Annotated in this window: 18 protein-coding genes and 2 tRNA genes; 11 read left to right on the top strand and 9 right to left on the bottom strand. The window is 57.8% G+C overall.

What is annotated here, in order from left to right; translation table 11 throughout:
- Position 1 precedes the first annotated feature (1 nt).
- Genes ACR0B8_RS01425 through mraZ form a run of 4 tightly spaced genes read right to left on the bottom strand, consistent with a single transcriptional unit; the run spans position 2 to position 3,651 of the window.
- Positions 2-1,789, bottom strand: coding sequence for a peptidoglycan D,D-transpeptidase FtsI family protein (locus ACR0B8_RS01425; RefSeq protein WP_170348030.1), 1,788 nt, complete (start codon positions 1,787-1,789; stop codon positions 2-4).
- Positions 1,786-2,154, bottom strand: coding sequence for a cell division protein FtsL (gene ftsL, locus ACR0B8_RS01420; protein WP_170360285.1), 369 nt, complete (start codon positions 2,152-2,154; stop codon positions 1,786-1,788). The genes ACR0B8_RS01425 and ftsL overlap by 4 nt, the downstream gene beginning before the upstream one ends.
- A complete protein-coding gene (rsmH, locus tag ACR0B8_RS01415; protein WP_170505331.1) occupies positions 2,151-3,143 on the bottom strand; it encodes a 16S rRNA (cytosine(1402)-N(4))-methyltransferase RsmH in 993 nt (330 codons plus the stop codon). The genes ftsL and rsmH overlap by 4 nt, the downstream gene beginning before the upstream one ends.
- Before the next feature lie 4 nt (positions 3,144-3,147).
- On the bottom strand, positions 3,148-3,651 hold the full coding sequence (mraZ, locus tag ACR0B8_RS01410) for a division/cell wall cluster transcriptional repressor MraZ (protein ID WP_170348028.1): 504 nt from the start codon (positions 3,649-3,651) through the stop codon (positions 3,148-3,150).
- 909 nt (positions 3,652-4,560) lie between these two features.
- Here mraZ and ACR0B8_RS01405 point away from each other — a divergent pair.
- Positions 4,561-4,785, top strand: coding sequence for a DUF1127 domain-containing protein (locus tag ACR0B8_RS01405; protein ID WP_170374516.1), 225 nt, complete (start codon positions 4,561-4,563; stop codon positions 4,783-4,785).
- Positions 4,786-5,305: 520 nt separating this feature from the next.
- Here ACR0B8_RS01405 and ACR0B8_RS01400 read toward each other — a convergent pair.
- Positions 5,306-7,702, bottom strand: a complete 2,397-nt coding sequence (locus ACR0B8_RS01400; protein ID WP_480657897.1) for an ATP-dependent helicase — start codon at positions 7,700-7,702, stop codon at positions 5,306-5,308.
- A gap of 190 nt (positions 7,703-7,892) precedes the next feature.
- On the opposite strand from ACR0B8_RS01400, the gene ACR0B8_RS01395 reads away from it, so the two are divergent.
- The 4 genes from ACR0B8_RS01395 to ACR0B8_RS01380 all read left to right on the top strand — a co-directional run bounded on the left by ACR0B8_RS01395 (position 7,893) and on the right by ACR0B8_RS01380 (position 14,898).
- Entirely contained in the window at positions 7,893-9,680 is a 1,788-nt protein-coding gene (locus ACR0B8_RS01395; RefSeq protein ID WP_480657899.1) for a sensor domain-containing diguanylate cyclase, read from the top strand.
- 39 nt (positions 9,681-9,719) lie between these two features.
- Positions 9,720-10,856, top strand: a complete 1,137-nt coding sequence (locus tag ACR0B8_RS01390; RefSeq protein WP_170360295.1) for an alpha-hydroxy acid oxidase — start codon at positions 9,720-9,722, stop codon at positions 10,854-10,856.
- Between the two features lie 146 nt (positions 10,857-11,002).
- Complete coding sequence (locus ACR0B8_RS01385) at positions 11,003-14,440, top strand: pyruvate carboxylase (RefSeq protein ID WP_226688711.1); 3,438 nt, start codon at positions 11,003-11,005, stop codon at positions 14,438-14,440.
- Between the two features lie 74 nt (positions 14,441-14,514).
- Positions 14,515-14,898, top strand: a complete 384-nt coding sequence (locus tag ACR0B8_RS01380; RefSeq protein WP_170360299.1) for an MAPEG family protein — start codon at positions 14,515-14,517, stop codon at positions 14,896-14,898.
- 16 nt (positions 14,899-14,914) lie between these two features.
- Here ACR0B8_RS01380 and ACR0B8_RS01375 read toward each other — a convergent pair whose 3' ends face one another.
- Complete coding sequence (locus ACR0B8_RS01375; protein WP_170360301.1) at positions 14,915-15,067, bottom strand: hypothetical protein; 153 nt, start codon at positions 15,065-15,067, stop codon at positions 14,915-14,917.
- Between the two features lie 148 nt (positions 15,068-15,215).
- Between ACR0B8_RS01375 and ACR0B8_RS01370 the strand changes: the two genes are divergently transcribed.
- The 3 genes from ACR0B8_RS01370 (at position 15,216) to ACR0B8_RS01360 (ending at position 16,351) form a co-directional block, all read left to right on the top strand.
- A tRNA-Gly gene (locus ACR0B8_RS01370) sits at positions 15,216-15,290 on the top strand.
- A 34-nt stretch (positions 15,291-15,324) separates the two neighbouring features.
- Positions 15,325-15,399 (top strand) — tRNA-Gly (locus ACR0B8_RS01365).
- Positions 15,400-15,484: 85 nt separating this feature from the next.
- On the top strand, positions 15,485-16,351 hold the full coding sequence (locus tag ACR0B8_RS01360) for a GNAT family N-acetyltransferase (protein ID WP_226688712.1): 867 nt from the start codon (positions 15,485-15,487) through the stop codon (positions 16,349-16,351).
- Here ACR0B8_RS01360 and ACR0B8_RS01355 read toward each other — a convergent pair.
- A complete protein-coding gene (locus ACR0B8_RS01355) occupies positions 16,348-16,587 on the bottom strand; it encodes an Lrp/AsnC ligand binding domain-containing protein (protein ID WP_058280212.1) in 240 nt (79 codons plus the stop codon). The genes ACR0B8_RS01360 and ACR0B8_RS01355 overlap by 4 nt on opposite strands.
- A gap of 154 nt (positions 16,588-16,741) precedes the next feature.
- Between ACR0B8_RS01355 and hisB the strand changes: the two genes are divergently transcribed.
- Together hisB and hisH are read left to right on the top strand one after the other, a co-directional pair.
- Complete coding sequence (gene hisB, locus ACR0B8_RS01350; RefSeq protein ID WP_170360305.1) at positions 16,742-17,329, top strand: imidazoleglycerol-phosphate dehydratase HisB; 588 nt, start codon at positions 16,742-16,744, stop codon at positions 17,327-17,329.
- Positions 17,330-17,968, top strand: a complete 639-nt coding sequence (gene hisH, locus ACR0B8_RS01345; protein ID WP_170360307.1) for an imidazole glycerol phosphate synthase subunit HisH — start codon at positions 17,330-17,332, stop codon at positions 17,966-17,968.
- 4 nt (positions 17,969-17,972) lie between these two features.
- Here hisH and ACR0B8_RS01340 read toward each other — a convergent pair whose 3' ends face one another.
- Entirely contained in the window at positions 17,973-18,374 is a 402-nt protein-coding gene (locus ACR0B8_RS01340) for a DUF2147 domain-containing protein (RefSeq protein ID WP_170360309.1), read from the bottom strand.
- 134 nt (positions 18,375-18,508) lie between these two features.
- On the opposite strand from ACR0B8_RS01340, the gene hisA reads away from it, so the two are divergent.
- On the top strand, positions 18,509-19,231 hold the full coding sequence (gene hisA / locus ACR0B8_RS01335) for a 1-(5-phosphoribosyl)-5-[(5-phosphoribosylamino)methylideneamino]imidazole-4-carboxamide isomerase (protein WP_170360311.1): 723 nt from the start codon (positions 18,509-18,511) through the stop codon (positions 19,229-19,231).
- Between the two features lie 49 nt (positions 19,232-19,280).
- Here hisA and ACR0B8_RS01330 read toward each other — a convergent pair whose 3' ends face one another.
- Complete coding sequence (locus tag ACR0B8_RS01330; protein WP_254428517.1) at positions 19,281-19,727, bottom strand: DUF302 domain-containing protein; 447 nt, start codon at positions 19,725-19,727, stop codon at positions 19,281-19,283.
- Positions 19,728-19,906: the final 179 nt, after the last annotated feature.

Below are 19,906 nucleotides of genomic sequence, written 5' to 3'. Positions count from 1 at the left end.
CCTAATTTGAGGTCAGGGTTATAGCAGCGCGCGCCTCAGGCTCAAGCCGGGGACGCAACCCAAGCAGCGGGGCTATCCGTCCGATCAGCTCGGCAGCCACGGGAACTGCCGTCCAACCCGCCGTCCGGCGCTTTTCGCCGTAGGCCACGATGGACGGTTCATCCAGAGTGACGATCAACACATATTTCGGATCATAGGCCGGGAAGATCGTCGCGAACGTCGCGATTACCTTTTCATCATAATACCCACCGCGCGGCTTGGGCTTATCCGCCGTGCCGGTCTTACCCGCCACGTCATAGCCTGCAACATCGCCAAAGCTGGCAGTGCCATCTGTCACCACACGGCGCAGCATGTTCTGCGCCTGTTTCGCGGCGCTTTCGGACATGACTCGCGGCCCGTATTGAGCACCATTTTTGCGCAGAATGGTCGGGCTGACATAATGCCCGCCATTGGCTATCGCTGCATATCCGGCTGCGAGATGCATCGGGCTGGTCGATAGGCCATGACCGTAAGAAATGGTCACCGTACTCAGCTCGCCCCATTTCTTGGGCTTGAGCGGTTCACCGCCTGCGGCCTCGACAATTTCAAAGGGGGTGGGTTCGAACATGCCCAGCGCCTCAAGGAAATCCTGCTGACGGCGCGACCCGATCTGCAAGGCCAATCGGCCCGTGCCACGGTTCGAGCTGTGGACGATCACATCCGCAACGCTGATCTTACCATAGTTCTTGCCGTTGAACTCACCAATCGGGAACCGCCCGATCCGCATCGGACCAGAGGTGTCGATGATTGTCTCAGAATTCACTAACCCCAACTGAACAGCCTGCGCGGCAGTAAAGATTTTGAATACCGAGCCCAGCTCATAAACGCCCTGCACATAGCGATTGAACAATGGGCTGTCCGACGGATCAAATCCCGAGGTTGGCGGGCGCGGACGGTCGTTCGGATCGAAGGACGGCAGCGACGCGGCCGAGATGACCTCGCCCGTGTGTGCGTTCATCAGCACCGCCGAGGCCCCTTTGGCGTTCATGATCTTCATGCCGCCATACAAAACCTGCTCAACCGCTGCTTGAATGGTCAGGTCCAGCGAAAGTTGCAGCGGCTTGTTGCCGTTGGCCGGGTCACGCAGATAATCGTCGAATTGCTTCTCGACCCCTGCCACGCCGATAACTTCGGCGGCGCTGACGCCTTCGCGGCCAAAGCCCGAACCACCCAGAATATGCGCGGCCAGACGCCCATTCGGATACAACCGCATCTCGCGCGGGCCAAATAAGATGCCGGGATCGCCGATATCATGCACCGCCTGCTTCTGTTCCGGTGAGATACGTTTCTTGATCCACAGGAACTTGCGATTACCGGTGAAATCCTTGACCAGACGCTCTTTTTCCAGATCAGGGAAGATCGCCACCAGCTGGTCTGCAGCGGCGACTGGGTCGATCATTGCAGGTGGCTGGGCATAGACAGAATAGGTGTCCAGATTGGTTGCCAGAATGCGCCCCTCGCGATCCACGATATTGGCGCGCTGCATCGCAATCGCAGCACCGGGGGCGCTTGCCAGCGGCTCTTGTGCCTCGGACGTCGCAAGCATGCCCATTCGGACCCCTACCACCGAGAAAGCGCAGAAGAAGAACAGGCCCAGCACCAGCAAACGCCCTTCGGCGCGGGCGCGGGCGCGATCTTTCATGTCTTCGTGACGCTGACGGATGTTTTCCCGCTCGATCGCCTTTGGGTTTTCCCCGCGGGCGCGAGCGTCAAGAACACGGGCCAGGGGGCGCAGAGGGGTACGGGTCATGGGATCTGCACCTCGCCCAGCGCCTGAGTACTGGTGATCGCCTGCAACTCGATCGGGTCGACGATAGGCAGGTCCGGGTCCTCGGCGTAAGAAATCTGATCAGCGCGTCCGAATTGTTCGGCGCGCAGCGGCAATAGGCCCAGACGTTCAAAGTTAAGGTCGGCCAATTCGCGCAGCCGGTCGGGACGGTTCAGGTAAGCCCATTCGGCGTTCAAAACGGCCAGCCGCACCTGCGCCATGCCAATCTCGCGCTGTAGCTTCTGTGTTTCCTTCACCACTTGCTGGGTGCGGTAATTCTCTTGATACGCCCAAAGCGCCAGTCCGAACACGGCCAGAGCAGTCAACACATACAAAACACTCTTCATTTTGCCCTTCCCCCCAGTTGCGGCATCCCAATGGCGCGGGCATCAATTTCCCCTGCCGGAGCCTCAGTCCGTACCGCCACACGCAGCTTGGCCGAGCGCGCACGCGGATTTTCCTGCAATTCCTGTTCATCCGGACCCACAGCTTTGCGGGTCTTGAGCGTGAACTGCGGCAGTTCTTGTTCCATTTCAGGTGCATAGCGATTGGCACGCCCGGTCTTGCCTGCGCGGGACTGAAAGAACTTTTTGACCATCCGATCCTCGATGGAATGGAAAGTCACAACAGCCAGTTGCCCGCCTGGCTTCAACGCGCGTTCGGCAGCCATAAGCCCCTGAAACAGCTCTTCATATTCCGCGTTCACTGCAATCCGCAGCCCCTGAAAGCTGCGCGTTGCCGGGTGCGACTGCCCCGGTTTGGGGCGCGGCAAGCAAGATTCGATGATCTGAACCAGACGCAGGGTCGTCGTAATCGGCTCATCCGCCCGCGCTTTCACAATCGCCTTAGCGATCCGTCGGCTGGCGCGTTCTTCACCATAGTGGAACAGAATATCGGCCAGTTGGGCCTCGGTCGCCGTGTTCACCAGATCGGCGGCGCTCTCACCCTCTTGGCTCATTCGCATGTCCAGCGGGCCGTCCTTCATGAAGGAAAAGCCACGCTCGGCCTGATCCAACTGCATGGATGAGACGCCGAGGTCCAGCACCACGCCATCCAGATCTTGCGCGTATTCATCCATGCGGGAAAACACCCCGGGCTGCATAACCAACCGGTCGCCATAGCCACCCGCCCAGTCTGCCGCCATCGCAAAGGCCAACGGATCACGGTCCACGCCAATGACTTTGTCAGCCCCGGCCTCCAGTAGGCCACGTGTATAACCACCCGCCCCAAACGTCCCATCCAGCCAAGCACCGGACACCGGCGCCACAGCGGCCAGTAATGGGCGCAGCAGAACAGGGATATGAGGTTTGTCGGAAGGGGTGTCAGCGCCGGCCATGCCGTCACGCGTCCCCGACGCCATCTAGGAACTCCAGAGGATCGAAATCCTCGGGCTGTTCGTCCAGCCAATCTTCGGCGGCCGCCAGCTCTTCAGACTCATATGTCTCAGGCTTCCAGATCTGGAACGTATCACCCGCGGCAATAAAGAACGCCTCGTTTTCAAGCCCGATCTTGGTGCGCAACTTGGCCGGCAGCACAAGGCGACCCGTCTCATCCACAGTGGTCGGGAAAGACTGACCGTGGAACATGCGCTGCAGCATCTTCCGCTGCATCGAACCACGCGGAAGCGCGTCAATCTTGTGATCGACCTCGTCAATCGCCTGCATGGTATAGCATTCAAGGAATTTGCGGCGGTGATCTCCATAGACGATCACCAGTTCGGGGGTATCACCGGGCTGCCAGTTCGGGTCCGAAGCCTCAAGCACACGGCGAAACGAGGCCGGGATCGACACCCTACCCTTCGTATCCACCTTGTGGTGGCTTTCACCTCTAAACCTGCGCGCCAAGACGACTGTCCCTTTCGCTTGCGCCCCACCCAAAATTCACGTTCCCCCCGGATGAAAAACGGCGGGTTGATCTGCTGCCACTGATCAACCCGCCGCATTGACCCGCTTTGCGGGATGTCCAGCTGCGCGCGCCACCTGGGGGGATGTCTGCTCGCCCGCGCGCCGGATCTCTTGATTGATGAAAGCGAGATGCCTGTATGAAACCTGTTTTTATTGGTTCGGGGTCGTTTGGCGCCCCATGTGCCTCGTCCTCATCGGGTAAACAAGGGATGCCATGGGAATTCATGGAAATCAATAGGAAACTTCAATGTACTTAAGCAAGAATCGCAATATAGACGCATGGCAATCAATTAAAAACCACCCGTGCTACACCATAATTAGAATTCATATCGAGGCTAAATACCATATATAGCTAAAAATTTGCACTGAACATCATGTCCCATGAATTCCCAAAAATTTTCCAGATTCTTGAAAATTCAATCACCCAGAGGTCAATCTCACAGCTTCCACCGTACGAATCACCTTCCATTTGCGGCCCCCTATGCAAATCGCGAAGGCATTCCCAGGCGTCGCCCATGATTTCCCATGCACACCGGAACACTCTTTTAGTGAGGCAAGAGGCGCACCTTTATTTAAAGATGCTCAACTTAGAAACATCGCGCTTAAAGAAGCGGCAATTTTTACTAACCAGTAAAATTCGGAAGATTGCCACCGTGGGCAAGGCACTCATAAAACTCCTGTTTTTAAGGCCTAAAAGACAACAGCACACCAACACGTTGATATCTATGCATTTGCTGCATAGCAGCATTGACGAGTTCACCTATTGTGCATGTGCAGCATTTCCTTATCTTCATCCTCAAGCAAACGCCGAGACACAGCGGCAAAGACAAAACATATCGGGTAACATAGATGGCTGTAGCAACACATCAGACCGCGCTCAAAGGCGCACCGGCAACCGGCCTGGCATCACTGATTGAGGCTGCAAAAACCAGGTTCGTTCGGTACCGGGTCTACCGCCGGACCGTGAATGAACTGTCCGAACTGTCGAACCGAGAGCTGGCCGATCTGGGCCTGCACCGTTCGATGATCCGCCGCGTGGCAATGCAGGCGGCCGAAGAATACGTCGCGCACTAAGCGCGCACTGACATAACCGAGATCAGGTCCTTCCTCCTCCCTTTAGGATCTGTATTTCAGCGGCGATATCTCTCCTCCTCCCTGATATCGCCGCACCTTATACCGGCCCTGAAAGCCGGACACTGACACACCGGGTACTTCTCCTCCCTTTCCCGGTGTTGAAAGCGCGCGGCGACGTCTTCCTCCTCCCTGACGTCGCCGCGACTTACACATACCGGGATCAAACCCGAATTCGGATACATCGGGGCTCTTCTCCTCCCTGCCTTGATGTTGAAAGCCCGCGGCGACACCTCTCCTCCTCCCTGGTGTCGCCGCGACTTACACACACCGGGATCAAACCCGGGTTCGGATACATCGGGGCTCTTCTCCTCCCTGCCCTGATGTTGAAAAGAACGGCGGTTCCCCTCCTCCTCCCTGGGAACCGCCGTTTTTCTTTTTTCACAAATGAAACAGGGCGCCGCAGCCATGGCCGGGCGCCCCAAAAAAACCGAGCATGTGCCGTCAGGAACATTCCTTTTGATTAAAAGGGTATGTCGTCCTTGGCCGACAGGAACCGCGAGACCACCTTTTTGGTGCCCGCCTTTTCGAAATCCACCTCGACCTTGTCGCCTTCGATGCCGACCACCGCGCCATAGCCGAATTTCTGATGAAACACACGCTCGCCCAAAGTGAAACTGGCCACGGCGGTTGCATCGATCACCGTGTTGCGGGTTTCGCGCGGCTGAGACATCCCATACTGCCCCTGCCGCGCCTGCATCCGCTTCCAACCGGGCGAGTTATAAACATTTGCCTCAGCCGCGCGGGTTTCAATTCCCGCCGCAGGCTGACCGCCGCCATACAGGCCCGGAGGTGTCAGTACCTCAACATGATCCTCGGGCAATTCGTCGATAAACCGCGACGGCATCGAATTTTGCCACTGGCCGAACACGCGTCGATTGGCGGCGAAGGATATCGTACAAACTTCTTCCGCGCGGGTGATGCCCACATAGGCCAGCCGTCGTTCTTCCTCGAGACCCTTAAGGCCGGATTCGTCCATCGACCTTTGCGACGGGAACAACCCGTCTTCCCACCCGGGCAGGAACACGGCGGGAAACTCCAGCCCCTTGGCCGCGTGTAGGGTCATGATCGAAACCTTGGCCCCGTCCCCTTCCTGCTCATTATCCATGACCAGGCTGACATGTTCCAGAAACCCTTGCAGGTTCTCGAAATTGTCTAGCTGGTTGACCAGTTCCTTGAGGTTTTCCAGCCGTCCCGGCGCCTCGGGCGTTTTTTCGTTTTGCCAATGGGTGGTATAGCCGGACTCATCCAGAATGATCTGTGCCAGTTCGATATGCGACACCTCCGGCTCGCCGAACCGCGCGGGCGTAGTACCGTCATCAATAACCGAATCGTCGTCGACCTCGATCCGAGGCCCACGCGTCATCGCATTCCACCGTGCCAGCCCGTCGATCAACTCGCGCAGCGCCTTGCCGCCCTTGCCCTTGATCAACCCGTTATCGACCGCGATCCGCGCGCCATCGACCAGTGACACGCCATGCTCGCGCGCTGTCATCTGGATCGTCTGCTGCGCCTTATCTCCAAGGCCGCGTTTCGGAGTATTCACAATCCGCTCAAACGCCAGATCATCGCCGGGGCTGACCACCAGCCGGAAATAAGCCATGGCATCGCGGATCTCCATCCGCTCATAGAAACGCGGGCCGCCAATAACCTTGTAGGGTAAACCGATGGTCAGGAACCGGTCTTCAAACGCGCGCATCTGATGCGAAGCACGGACCAGAATGGCAATCTCATCCAGATTAAAGGGCCGCGCACCCCGAGTTCCGCCTTGCATCGCGTCGATTTCTTCGCCGATCCAGCGGGCCTCCTCCTCGCCATCCCAGTGGCCTATCAGACGAACTTTTTCGCCCTCTTGCGCGTCGGTCCAAAGTTCCTTGCCCAGACGGTTTTCGTTTCCGCGGATGACATTCGACGCAGCGGCCAGAATATGCGGGGTCGAGCGATAGTTCTGTTCTAACCGCACCACATAAGCGCCGGGAAAGTCCTTTTCGAACCGCAGGATGTTGCCTACTTCGGCCCCGCGCCAGCCATAGATCGACTGGTCATCATCGCCTACGCAGCAAATGTTCTTATGCGCCCCGGCCAGCAGGCGCAGCCATAAATATTGGGCCACGTTGGTATCCTGATACTCGTCCACCAGAATATAGCGGAACCAGCGTTGATATTGCTCCAACACATCCTGATGCGCTTGGAAGATCGTGACCATGTGCAACAGCAGGTCGCCGAAATCCACCGCGTTCAGCTCGCGCAGGCGGACTTGATACTGAGCGTAAAGCTCAATGCCCTTATTGTTATAGGCCCCGGCATCCGCTGTGGGCACCTTGTCTGGCGTCAGAGCGCGGTTTTTCCAGTCGTCGATGATTCCAGCCAGCATTCGTGCGGGCCAGCGTTTGTCGTCGATATTGGCGGCCTGAATCAACTGCTTAAGCAAACGCAACTGATCATCCGTATCCAGGATGGTGAAATTCGACTTCAACCCTGCAAGCTCAGCATGGCGCCGCAGTAGCTTGACGCAGATAGAATGAAAGGTGCCAAGCCAAGGCATCCCTTCGGCCGGTTGACCCAACAGGCGACCCACCCGGTCTTTCATTTCACGTGCGGCCTTGTTGGTGAATGTCACCGACAGAATCTCATTCGGTCGCGCCCGCGCAGTGCTGAGCAAGTGGGCAATACGCGCGGTCAAGGCCTTGGTTTTACCCGTCCCCGCCCCGGCCAGCATCAGAACCGGACCGTCCAACCGCTCAACCGCGTCACGTTGCGCCGGGTTCAACTCATCCAGATAAGGTGCGGGCCGCGCTGCCATAGCGCGTGCCGAAAGCGATGCGCCCTCAAAGGCGTCCATTTCGTCGAAACTGCTCATGCCTCCAAACTACGCTGGTTCCGCGACAAGGGAAAGGGTTTGTTCACGGCTTGTTCGCCTAAAAAGCAACAAATCCTTAGCTACAGCTCTGAGCAATTCGAGCTTTTTTTGTCTGCTCCTATGCCGGTCTCGTTAACTCTCTCTCAAACTCTGGCCTCAATGCTGATGTCAGATTGCGGGAGGACGGGATATGAAACTCATGGCTCGGGGACGGCTTGCCCATCGGGTAAAATGGGCGGGAATCACCGTTTTGTTGATAGCGCTGGCGGCGGTTGCAGGTTGGGGAGTCTATTCTCTTCCGGCACCGGTTGTGGACCGAATGCTGAAAACTGACATATTGAATCAGTCCGAACTGTGGAAACGCCGCGTTGTTCTGCATCTAAAAGATCCCGAAACGGCGCTGCAAACCGGCAAGATCGACCCGCATGATGCCGAATTTCTTTCTTCGATGCCCGAAGCGTCGGATGTGTATCGGTTCAAAATGTTCGACACGGCCGGGCGCGTTGTCTGGTCGACACGTCCCGAGGAAATCGGATCCTACGAAACGCGTGCCTTTTTCCGCAGTGATGTTGCACGCGGAATGACGCATTATATTCAGGAAGCGCTCCCACTGTCTGAGATCGACGGACTCGACCTGCATTCCGAAAGTACGCGTACCGCCGTGCAACATCAGGTGGCTGAGGTGTTCGTTCCGATCACAAAAAACGGACGCTTCATCGGCGCGATTGAGTTTTTCACCGATTTCACCGATCTGCGTACAACATTTATTACCCGACTGAGGGTTTCACTTTCGATCCTTTGCGGCATTGCTCTGTTCGCTTTGGCCAGCGTCTCATTGGTGACATATCGCACCAACCGTCTGCAGGTACGCGCGCTGCAACGGCAATCAGCCAAAGAACGCAACCTGATGGATGAACAACTTAGGTTGGCGCGTGAGGTACGCCTGTTGGGCGAATTGAATGAATGGCTACAGTCGAGCCGATCTCTGGATGAACTGTTCGACATGGTTTCACGATTTATGACCCACATCCTGCCCGAGGCAGAGGGCAGCGTGTATGTCTACTCCAACTCGCGCGATGTTCTGGATGGCTGCGCAAGCTGGAACGGCGGCACTCACAAGGCGCATATCCACCCTGAAGGATGCTGGGGTCTGCGTCGCGGTCGCACATACCAATACGGCGCGTCTGAGATTGATTTTGTCTGCGAACATGCCGAACCCCATGATGGCCGCCCCTATTTCTGTTTTCCCATTCTGGCGCATGGCGAAACAGTTGGCCTGCTCCATCTGCGGGCGCATGAAGGCAGCCAAAAAGTGTTTCATTCCAATAGAAAACTGGCCCAACTGTGTGCAGAACAAATCAGCATGGCGATTGCAAACGTGCGGATGCGGGACCAATTGCATGACCAATCGGTCCGTGATCCGCTGACCGGCTTGTTCAATCGTCGGCATATGACCGACACGTTGCGCAAATCCATTAGCCGCAGCCAACAGACAGGCGCACCGCTTAGCTTGATCGCTGTGGATGTGGATCACTTCAAGAAATTCAACGACACCCATGGTCATGATGCGGGCGACATGGTGCTGCGCGCGGTGGGCTCGGCCTTGGAACAGGGCTGTGACCGGGACGAGGTTGCCTGCCGCATCGGAGGTGAGGAATTCATGCTGATCCTGCCCGACAACACCCCCGAAGACGCCATGACCCGGGCCGAACAATTGCGGCAGGCGGTCGAGGCCGTCTCGGTCCGCTATGGTGAGAAATCACTGCCGCGCATCACGATTTCCGTTGGCGTTGCCCATTATCCTGCGCACGGTTCTATGCCGCAGGATTTGATGCGTGCATCGGATGACGCCCTGTATGTGGCCAAAGACAAGGGTCGAAATCAGGTGCATGTCGCCAATGGCGCTGATCCGGCACAGGGTAAAAAAAGCAAGCCCGAGCAACCGACCAAATCGACAACTCAGGCATCAGCGGCCTGAAAACCTTGCAGAATCACTGTGTAGGTCGGATCAATTCGTATGGACCTGCACAGCTCATTCCCCAGCATTGGCGATCTGAAACGCCACGCACGGCGCAAGGTTCCGCATTTCGTCTGGGAATATCTGGATAGCGGTACAGGGTCCGAGGTCACGCTGCACAAAAACAGGGCCGCACTGGATGATGTGGAGTTTTTACCCTCAATCCTGCACGGTCCTATCGAATGTGACACCAGAACACAGTTTTTGGGCCAAGACTTTCCCTTGCCCTTCGGTATTGCGCCGATTGGAATGTCGGGGCTGATCTGGCCGGATGCTGAGAAACTGCTGGCCCTCGCCGGTGCCAAGGCAGGGTTGCCGTATACTTTGTCGACCGTCGCCAGCCAAAGCCCCGAAGATCTGGCTCCTCATCTTGGTCAAAACGCCTGGTTTCAACTTTACCCTCCAAAGGACCCGGATATTCGCGCGGACATGTTAGGTCGCATCAAATCCGCCGGGTTTTCAACGCTTGTGCTGACAGTTGACGTCCCGGTTGCATCGCGGCGCGAACGGCAGGTGCGATCTGGCCTGACCCATCCACCCCGACTGACGCCACGTTTGCTGGCGCAGATCGCCCAACGCCCGACTTGGGCCTTGGGCATGGCGCGACATGGTATGCCGCGAATGAGGACGCTCGACAAATACATCGATGGCGATAGCGCGCTGTCCCCCACGGCGCATATCGGATACCTGCTGCGCACATCGCCGGATATGGACTATGTCAAATGGTTGCGCGATGCATGGGATGGTCCGTTCGTTGTGAAAGGCGTTATGCGCGCCGAAGACGCGACTCGCCTGAAACAAGCCGGTATTGATGCGCTCTGGGTCTCGAATCACGGTGGGCGGCAGTTCGATGGCGCCCCGGCTAGCATTTGCGCACTTCCGGCCATACGAGCGGCCACAGACTTGCCGCTGATCTTTGACAGTGGCGTTGAAGGCGGGCTTGATGTTCTGCGAGCTTTGGCGCTTGGGGCGGATTTCGTCATGCTGGGGCGGGGTTTTCTTTATGGGTTGGCTGCCCTTGGGTCACGCGGCCCGGCCCATGTCATCGACATTCTGCGACAGGACATGCTGGCGAATATGGGCCAGATGGGTTTGGCAAAGTTGGATCAACTTACGCTACGTCAATACAGCAATTGATGCTGCAGCGCAGAATTGCTAGTAAGTTTGCGCCACCAAGCGGCGTTTGCGAGCGTTAACATGCCGGTTCTACCCAGAACGACTGATATACGAGCGCGTATTGTCCGCCTATGAATACGGCCAAACCACCAAGACCGGGACCTGATATGACCAACTTCAACAAGATCCTGATCGCCAATCGCGGCGAGATAGCCATTCGCGTGATGCGCGCAGCAAACGAGATGGGCAAACGCACCGTCGCTGTCTTCGCCGAAGAAGATAAGCTGGGCCTGCACCGGTTCAAGGCGGATGAGGCCTATCGCATCGGCGAGGGGATGGGGCCGGTTGCCGCCTATCTGAGCATCGACGAGATCATCCGCGTGGCCAAGGAATGCGGCGCGGACGCGATCCACCCGGGCTATGGCCTGCTGTCCGAGAACCCCGATTTCGTGGATGCCTGCGTTCAGAATGGCATCACCTTCATCGGCCCCAAAGCTGAAACCATGCGCGCGCTTGGTGACAAGGCCAGCGCACGACGTGTGGCTATCGCGGCGGGCGTACCCGTCATCCCGGCGACCGAGGTTCTGGGCGATGACATGGACGCGATCCGCAAGGAAGCTGCCGAGATCGGTTATCCGCTGATGCTCAAGGCCAGTTGGGGTGGCGGCGGACGCGGGATGCGCCCGATCGAATCCGAGGACGAGCTGGAAGAAAAAGTTCTGGAAGGCCGCCGTGAGGCCGAGGCTGCGTTCGGCAACGGCGAGGGGTATCTGGAAAAGATGATCACCCGCGCCCGCCATGTCGAGGTGCAAATTCTCGGCGACAAACATGGCGAGATCTATCACCTCTATGAACGCGACTGTTCGGTCCAGCGCCGGAACCAGAAGGTCGTGGAACGCGCCCCTGCCCCGTATCTGTCCGAAGAACAGCGCACGGAAATCTGCGAACTGGGCCGTAAAATCTGCGCCCATGTGAACTATGAATGCGCGGGCACTGTCGAATTCCTGATGGATATGGAAACCGGCAAGTTCTACTTCATCGAAGTGAACCCGCGCGTACAGGTGGAACACACCGTCACCGAAGAAGTCACCGGCATCGACATCGTGCAGGCGCAGATCCTGATCGCCGAGGGCAAAACCCTGGCCGAGGCCACAGGTGCCGCCAGCCAGGCCGATGTGCATCTGAACGGTCACGCGCTGCAGACCCGGATCACCACCGAAGACCCGCAGAACAACTTCATCCCCGATTACGGCCGCATCACCGCCTATCGCTCGGCCACGGGCATGGGTATCCGTCTGGATGGCGGCACGGCTTATGCGGGTGGCGTGATTACGCGGTATTATGACTCGTTGCTGACCAAGGTAACCGCCAAGGCCCCAACGCCCGACGCGGCGATTGCCCGGATGGACCGGGCCCTGCGCGAGTTCCGAATTCGCGGCGTCAGCACCAATATCGACTTTGTCATCAATCTGCTGAAACACCCGACCTTCCTGTCGAATGAATACACCACCAAATTCATCGACACGACGCCGGACCTGTTCACCTTCAAGCGTCGTCGCGACCGCGGCACCAAGGTTCTGACCTATATAGCGGATATCACCGTGAACGGGCATCCCGAGACCGCAGATCGTCCCGCCCCGCGCGCTGATCTAAAGGAAGCCAAAGCCCCCGCGCCCAAGGCCGAGCCGCAAATGGGCACCCGCAATCTGCTGGAGCAAAAGGGCCCGCAGGCTGTGGCCGACTGGATGAAGGCGCAGCGTCAGCTGCTGATCACCGACACCACTATGCGTGATGGCCACCAGTCGCTGCTGGCCACCCGGATGCGCTCAATCGACATGATCAAGGTGGCACCGACCTATGCGGCCAACCTGCCACAACTGTTCAGCGTCGAATGCTGGGGCGGTGCAACTTTCGATGTGGCCTATCGCTTCTTGCAGGAATGCCCGTGGCAGCGCCTGCGTGACCTGCGCGAAGCGATGCCGAACCTGATGACCCAAATGCTACTGCGCGGGGCGAACGGCGTTGGCTACACCAACTATCCAGACAATGTGGTACAGGAATTCGTACGTCAGGCGTCCAAGAATATCGACGTGTTCCGCGTGTTCGACTCGCTAAACTGGGTCGAGAACATGCGCGTTGCGATGGATGCAGTGGTCGAGAATGGCAAAATCTGCGAAGGCACCGTTTGCTATACCGGTGACATTCTGGACCCGGACCGCTCCAAGTACGACCTGAAATACTATGTCGGCATGGCGAAAGAGTTGCGCGATGCAGGGGCACACGTTCTGGGCCTGAAGGACATGGCAGGTTTGCTGAAACCGGCCTCGGCCAAGATTCTGATCCGGGCGCTGAAAGAAGAGGTCGGGCTACCGATCCACTTCCACACGCACGACACCGCCGGCATCGCCAGCGCCACCATTCTGGCCGCATCCGAGGCCGGCGTGGACGCGGTGGATTGCGCGATGGACAGCTTCAGCGGCAACACCTCGCAGGCGACGCTGGGCACTGTGGTCGAAGCGCTGCGCCATACCGAGCGCGACACCGGACTGGATATCAAGGCAATCCGGGAGATCAGCGATTACTTCGAGGCAGTGCGCGGCCAGTACGCGGCTTTTGAGTCCAGCCTTCAAGCCCCCGCGTCTGAGGTGTATCTGCACGAAATGCCAGGTGGTCAGTTCACCAATCTCAAGGCACAGGCGCGCAGCCTCGGCCTTGAAGAGCGTTGGCACGAAGTGGCGCAGATGTATGCGGACGTGAACCAGATGTTCGGTGATATCGTGAAAGTAACGCCGTCATCCAAGGTCGTCGGTGACATGGCGCTGATGATGGTCAGTCAGAACATGACACGTGACGATGTGGAAAGCCCGGATTCTGACGTGGCCTTCCCCGACTCGGTCGTCGACATGATGCGTGGCAATCTGGGTCAGCCTCCTGGAGGGTTCCCGGACACCATCATCAAGAAGGTGCTAAAAGACGAGGCCCCGAACACCGACCGCCCGGGCAAGGACGTGCCGGCGGTTGATCTGGAAGCCACCCGCGCCGAGCTGTCCAAGCAATTGGAAGGCAAAGAGGTCGATGACGAGGATCTGAACGGCTACCTGATGTATCCCAAGGTCTTCCTGGACTACATGGGCCGTCACCGCGTCTATGGTCCGGTCCGCACCCTACCCACGCGCACGTTCTTCTATGGCATGGAGCCAGGCGAAGAGATCACCGCCGAGATCGACCCGGGCAAGACACTGGAAATCCGCTGTCAGGCCATTGGTGAGACCGACGAAAAAGGCGAAGTCAAAGTCTTCTTCGAACTCAACGGCCAGCCCCGCGTGATCCGGGTGCCGAACCGCATGGTCACCTCGACCACACAGGCGCGGCCCAAGGCCGAAGCAGGCAACCACGACCATGTTGGCGCGCCAATGCCTGGCGTGGTCGCCACTGTCACTGTGGCTGCCGGTCAACAGGTCAAAGAAGGCGACATGCTGCTGACCATCGAAGCGATGAAGATGGAAACCGGCATCCACGCCGAACGCGACGCGACGGTCAAGGCCGTTCACGTGCAGCCCGGAGGCCAGATTGACGCTAAGGACCTGCTGGTCGAACTGGAATAACCGGTTTAGCTTTCTAAATTAACAAGGGCCGCGCGGGGAACCGGGCGGCCTTTTTTACGCCGAGGAGGATCAAGATGCTGTCCGTCACCCCAATCTACGCCGCATTGCTGGCGATTTTGTACGTCGTGCTGAGTGCCAAGGTCATCAGCCAACGTCGCAGCGACAAGATTTCCTACGGCGACGGCGGGAATACGGCGATGCTCAAAGTGATGCGGACGCATTCCAACTTTGTCGAATACACACCCTTTGCCCTGCTGCTGATCGCGATGGTCGAACTGCAAGGCGCGAGTGGGCTGCTGCTGAACCTGCTGGGACTGGCGCTGCTGACCGGACGGGTGATGCATGCCTATGGCTTCGGTCGCAGTCCACAGATCGTGATTCTGCGCCAGATCGGGATGCTGCTGACCTTCACGGCCATTCTGGTGGCCGCAATTGCAAATCTCGTGCTGGCGCTCTGATCCGGCTAGCGGGGGCTTATCCCGCCAATATCTGCGTCTCAATCAGTGGTGCGTTCATTAGGACCGGCTCAACCTCGACCAGTTTGCCCTCATCTTCCGCACAGAACACGGCCGTCAACACGATCAGTGCGGCCAGCAGTGCCATTTTCATATCTGCAACCCGTATCATTTCCTCTCCTCGAACCCTCTTGTTTTATAATGCTCTGTGGTTTGAACGTGCGGCGGCGGGGTTTCCGTCGAAAGATTTTTCCGCCTTTTTGTCTTTTTCTGCTTGCAGGCCCGCGTGGGAATTAATACATCCCTCCTCACTCAACGGCGCGGGCGTAGCTCAGGGGTAGAGCATAACCTTGCCAAGGTTAGGGTCGGGCGTTCGAATCGCCTCGCCCGCTCCATTGAGAGGTCTTCGGACCAACATATGTATCTGATGCGGGCGTAGCTCAGGGGTAGAGCATAACCTTGCCAAGGTTAGGGTCGGGCGTTCGAATCGCCTCGCCCGCTCCAGATACAAACCCTTTCAAACACACTGGTTTCTTCGTAAGCGTTGCGCCATTCTGGCCGTGATTTCAATCATGCACGGAATTCGCCCATGTCGGACTATATCATTCGCCCCCTTACTGCCGCCGAAGTCGAACACGCCGTGGATTGGGCCGGTCGCGAAGGGTGGAATCCGGGCAAACATGATGCCGAGTGCTTTCGCACGACAGACCCGGATGGGTTTCTGGGTGGGTTTCTGAATGGCGAGATGATCGCGTCGGTATCAGCGGTAAATTACGACGAAACCTTCGCATTCCTGGGGTTCTATATCGTCAAACCCGAGTTTCGCCACCATGGCCACGGGCTTGAGATCGCTCAGCATGCGTTGGCCCATTGTACCGGGCGCAATATGGGGCTGGATGGCGTGGTCGAGCAACAGGACAATTACCGCAAGTCCGGCTTTACCTTTGCCTATAACAACTATCGTTTTGCCGGCACGAAAAGTCGGATGTTGGCTAAGCTGGGAACCAGACAGAACGATCAAATCACCGATCTGACCCAAGCATCCGACGCCTTGAAAGACTATGATCGCGAACTGTTTCCCGCGCCACGCGACTTGTTTCTGGGCAACTGGCTGAGTGCCTATAGCCACGTATCGAAAGTCTTTACCGAGAACGGCAGAATCAGAGGGTACGCAACACTTCGCCCCTGCCTCACTGGGTATAAGGTTGGCCCCCTGTTTGCGGATAACTCCGACATCGCAAGGGCTTTGCTGGCCGCAATTCTGACTGCAATCCCTGAGGATCACAATGAGCATGAGGTCTTCGTGGACATGCCTCAACCCAACCCATCAGCGTTCGCGCTGTCCGATGAACTTGGGTTGGACAAGGTGTTCGAAACAGCCCGGATGTATTCAGACTACGAACCAGACATCGATCTGAGCCGCATCTTTGGCGTAACGACCTTTGAGCTTGGTTAAAACGCCTTGAACGTCATCGTGGTCAGCGACCGTTCGATATTGGGAATCACCAGCAGATTTTCATTGATGAAATGGCCTACATCTTCGGTCTCGGGGATGTAGAGCTTTAGCAGCAGGTCAAACTCACCGCTGGTCGAATACAGCTCAGAATGGATTTCGCGCAGGGCGATTTCCTCGGCCACCTTGTAGGTAGAGCCGGGTTTGCAGCGAATCTGGATGAAAACGCAAGTGGACATGGGCCGTGCCTTGTTGGTTCAGTTTCCCGCAGGCTGGCATGGGCCGCGACCGGGCGCAATCCCCTGCAACAGTTTGCGGTGAATGCCACGCTTGGTCTGGATAAGGCGGGCCATCCCCGTCTATAAGCGCGCCTGTAGCAAAAGGAATTCGCCCATGCGCAGCGCAAAGATCAGCCGTCAAACCGCCGAGACCGAAATATCGGTCGAGGTCAATCTGGACGGCACCGGCACCTATGACAACCAGACCGGCGTCGGTTTCTTCGATCATATGCTGGACCAGTTGGCGCGCCATTCGCTGATCGACATGACGATCCGCGCCAAGGGTGATTATCACATCGACGACCACCACACGGTCGAGGATACCGGCATCGCGCTGGGTCAGGCGTTGACCCAGGCCCTAGGCGACAAAAAAGGTATTCGCCGCTATGGCGAATGCCGCCTGCCCATGGATGACGCCCAGGTGCAGTGTGCGCTGGATCTGTCGGGCCGTCCGTTCCTGATCTGGAACGTGGACCTGCCGACGCCCAAGATCGGCGCGTTCGACACCGAACTGGTACGCGAGTTCTTTCAGGCGCTCAGCACCCATGGCGGCATCACGTTGCACATCGACCAGTTGCACGGCTTCAACAGCCACCACATTGCCGAGGCCGCGTTCAAAGCCGTCGCCCGCGCCCTGCGTCTGGCGGTTGAGACTGACCCGCGCAAGGCCGATGCGATTCCGTCGACAAAGGGCGCGCTGTAAATGCTCACAGCCATTATCGACTACGAAAGCGGCAACCTGCACTCGGCCGAAAAGGCGTTTCAGCGCATGGCGCGCGAAATGGATGCCGGTCAGGTCGTTGTGACCTCGGACGCGGATGTTGTGGCGCGGGCCGACCGTCTGGTTCTGCCCGGTGACGGCGCATTTCCAGCCTGCGCGTCCGAACTGCGCGGCCACAAGGGCATCTATGACGCGATGGTCGAGGCTGTGGAACAAAATGGCCGCCCGTTTCTTGGCATCTGCGTCGGGATGCAACTGATGGCCTCAAAAGGTCATGAATACACCGAGACCGACGGCCTGGATTGGGTGGCAGGTGATGTGCTGCGGATCGAACCCTCGGACGATGCGCTGAAGGTGCCCCATATGGGTTGGAACGATCTGGTGCTGGAAAGCGATCACCCAGTGTTCAGTGGCGTCAAAACGGGTGATCATGTTTATTTCGTCCACTCCTACCATTTTCGGGTAACAGACCCGGCTGAGCGGTTGGCTTATGTGGACTATGGCCAAGAGGTCACGGCCGTGATTGGCCGCGACACAATGGTTGGCATGCAGTTCCACCCCGAGAAAAGCCAGGACGTGGGCCTACGCATGATCGGAAACTTCCTGACCTGGACGCCCTGAACGGTTACTGAACCCGCGTCCAGGTCTGCCCACGGCAGACCAGACCACCAGCAACACAGCCTTTGACAGTCAGCTCATTCTGACTGTCCAGTGTCATTTTCGAGTTGTAGGTCTTGTCGCGGTCTGGCGCCCAGATTTTTCCGCTGTCGTACTGACCATCCCCCTCGGGCACCATATCCCAGATGATCTGTTTGCCCAGGTTTTCATATTCCAACTGTTGGTTGCCATCACCGTCGAAGGCGCTGTCAATTGTGCCGCAAATCGCACTGCCACATTCCGCAATGGTTACATGCAGATAGCCGCCCGTATCCCCCGGCTGGGTCTTCCACAGCCCATCAACCGGGTCAGCCGCAAAGGCGGTGGTCGCCATGGTGGCAAAACCTGCTGCAAGTAGAAATTTCTTCATAATGCTCTCCCTGTGTTGCGAACACTCTGGCCCGGCGACCGGCTTCGGGCAAGAATGACTTTGCGTCGCGTTGCATCCCCTGCCCTGACTGTGCGATATCCCGCGCGACTGACCAAGATATAGGGCCGCCCGACATGATCCTCTACCCCGCCATCGACCTCAAAGACGGCCAGGCCGTGCGCCTGCTGCGCGGTGAAATGGACAAGGCCACCGTGTTCAACGACGATCCGGCCGCGCAAGCCCGCGCCTTTGTCGAGGCCGGGTGCGAGTGGCTGCATCTTGTCGATCTGAACGGCGCTTTTGCGGGTGAGCCGGTCAATGCCGCGCCGGTCGAGGCCATTCTGAAAGCCTGCAACGTGCCCGCGCAGTTGGGTGGCGGCATTCGCGACATGGCCACAATCGAAACCTGGATCGAAAAGGGCCTCGCTCGCGTAATTCTGGGTACGGTTGCAGTGGAAAACCCCGATCTGGTGCGTGAAGCAGCAAAGGCATTCCCCGGCAAGGTCGCTGTGGGCATTGACGCGCGGAACGGTATGGTGGCCACCAAGGGCTGGGCCGAAGAGACCGACGTTCAGGTCACCGATCTGGCCCGCAGTTTCGAGGATGCAGGCGTCGCAGCCATCATCTACACAGACATCAACCGCGATGGCGCGATGCAGGGCCCGAATATTGAAGCAACCGCCGATCTGGCCCGCGCCGTCTCAATCCCGGTCATTGCCTCGGGAGGTGTCAGTTCGCTGGATGATCTCATCGCCCTGCGCGATTGCGGCGTCGAATTGAACGGGGCGATTTCTGGTCGGGCGCTCTATGACGGAGCCCTCGATCTGAAAGAGGCCCTGGCCACCCTGAGCAACTAGAGCGGGCCCAAATGCGCCAGCAAGAAGTGCAGCTGGCGCATTCCTGATGTTATTGAGCCGCGACCGAAGTCAGTTTGGCCAACGCACCGCGCATCTTTTCGATGACCGGAGAATTCTCGACGTCGTCAAGCTCATCCATGGTCTCTTTCGGGTCTTCATAAGCCAGCCAAACCTGACCGTTTTCATCCTCATAGGCTTGAACTTTCAGTGGCAGGAACAATCCCGCCCGCGGGTCGATCTGCATCGCGGGCGTTCCCAGCGCCGGATTGCCGAAGATCAGCACCTGATTGGCTGGGATACTCAGCCCGACCTTTTCCGCACCAGCCGCGTGATCAACGCGCGCAAATACGGTCGCGCCTGCATTGCCAACGGCGGCTTCAAGTGCATCCATTACCTCGGGCACGGATTTAGCTGTGTTTACCTTGATGATATCGTCTGCCATCGCTGCGACGGTCCCCCCAAATACAAAAGCGGCTGTCAAAAAAAGTTTACGCATCTCTTTGATCTCCTGATGAATTTGGGCGCAGTGTTCACAGTTTTGAACCGGGTGGCAATCACATCTCCGGCATCGGCGAGGCTTTGCCGGTTGCGAATTAAATGGGTTTCAATGGGCCCGCCGCGACCGATGACAAATCGTGAACAATTCCACGTTTCCGGTAAGAGTTTGCACATATC

This window comes from Ruegeria sp. BH6 (genome assembly GCF_056538105.1).
The sequence above is the reverse complement of the archived record's forward strand: the minus strand, read 5'-3'. Positions and strand labels throughout refer to the sequence as shown.